Origin of the sequence: Geobacillus jurassicus NBRC 107829, assembly GCF_001544315.1 — a bacterium.
GTDB classification, from domain to species: Bacteria; Bacillota; Bacilli; order Bacillales; family Anoxybacillaceae; genus Geobacillus; species Geobacillus jurassicus.
The window spans coordinates 1-1,250 of the sequence record NZ_BCQG01000117.1; the positions used below are offsets into that span (position 1 = coordinate 1).

Below are 1,250 nucleotides of genomic sequence, written 5' to 3' on the forward strand. Positions count from 1 at the left end.
CTTTTTTAAATTCATAGTTGACATCTATGAATAATGAGATTTAAATTATAAGTAACGCGCTCAACGATTGCAAACGGAGGGAGAACGATGAAAAAACTGATTGTGTTTGTATTTGTAGGATTTATCGCCCAGTTGATCGACGGTTCGCTTGGGATGGCGTACGGTGTCACCTCATCGACGTTGTTATTGACGTTCGGGATCGCGCCGGCTGTCGCCTCAGCATCCGTTCATTTGGCGGAAGTCGTGACGACCGCAGCGTCTGGAGCGTCCCATTGGAAGTTCGGCAACGTCGACCGCGGAATGGTGCTGAAGCTTATCATTCCCGGTTCGGTTGGGGCATTTGTCGGAGCGTGCTTTTTAAGCAACTTGCCGGGGGATTTGATCAAGCCGTACGTGTCGCTGTTTTTGCTGGCGCTTGGCCTTTATATCATGTATCGATTCTTATTTTTAAACGGCCGCGCGCCGTCGGCGCCGGAGAAACGGTGGTCTAATAAGCAGCTCGTCCCGCTCGGATTGGCAGCCGGTTTCCTTGATGCGACTGGCGGCGGGGGCTGGGGTCCGATTGCGACGCCGGTTTTGTTGGCCAATAAAAGCATGGAAGCGCGCAAGGTGGTCGGCACAGTCGACACGTCTGAGTTTGCCGTCGCGCTGTCGGCGACGTTAGGCTTTGTGATTTCCCTTGGCTGGGAACAAGTCAACTGGTACTGGGTGCTGACGCTTATGGCCGGAGGCGTTGTCGCTGCGCCGATCGCCGCATGGCTTGTGCGCAAACTGCCGTCTCATTTGCTTGGGGTGTTGGTCGGAGGGCTCATTATTTTGACAAACGTCCGCACGTTGCTTCACGCTTGGGAAGCGCCCGCGCCGCTGTATCCGGTCGTTTACGGCCTCATTGTCATCGGTTGGGCCGCGGCGGTATTGACGGCGGTGAGAAACGGGAGAAAAGGAAAAGCGGCTCGTGGAGAGTTGGCTTCGTAAGTAATGGAGGTGCTTGACAAACGACGGGACCTTTCCGTTAGTTGTGGTGTTGGGAGCAGCTGGGGGCTTGTCCATGTTACAGAGGAACGGTCGTCAACAGTCCTTGTCAACAATGTACGGAACAGCTATCGTCCCGTGGCCGACGGTGGATGAAAAAACAGAAAGCAGTTCTTGCCCTTAAGGCAGGAGTTGCTTTTTTGTTGCTTCTTGTAGCAGGAATCCAGTTTCTATGTTAAAATATTCTGCATCATCAACCAAAGGGGGAGAGGAGCATG

The 1,250-nt window shown here is 53.3% G+C and carries 1 protein-coding gene; it reads left to right on the forward strand.

The genetic code is table 11. The features are described 5' to 3' along the window. Positions 1-87: 87 nt before the first annotated feature. A complete protein-coding gene (locus tag GJ1_RS17370; protein WP_066235140.1) occupies positions 88-975 on the forward strand; it encodes a sulfite exporter TauE/SafE family protein in 888 nt (295 codons plus the stop codon). Positions 976-1,250 lie beyond the last annotated feature (275 nt).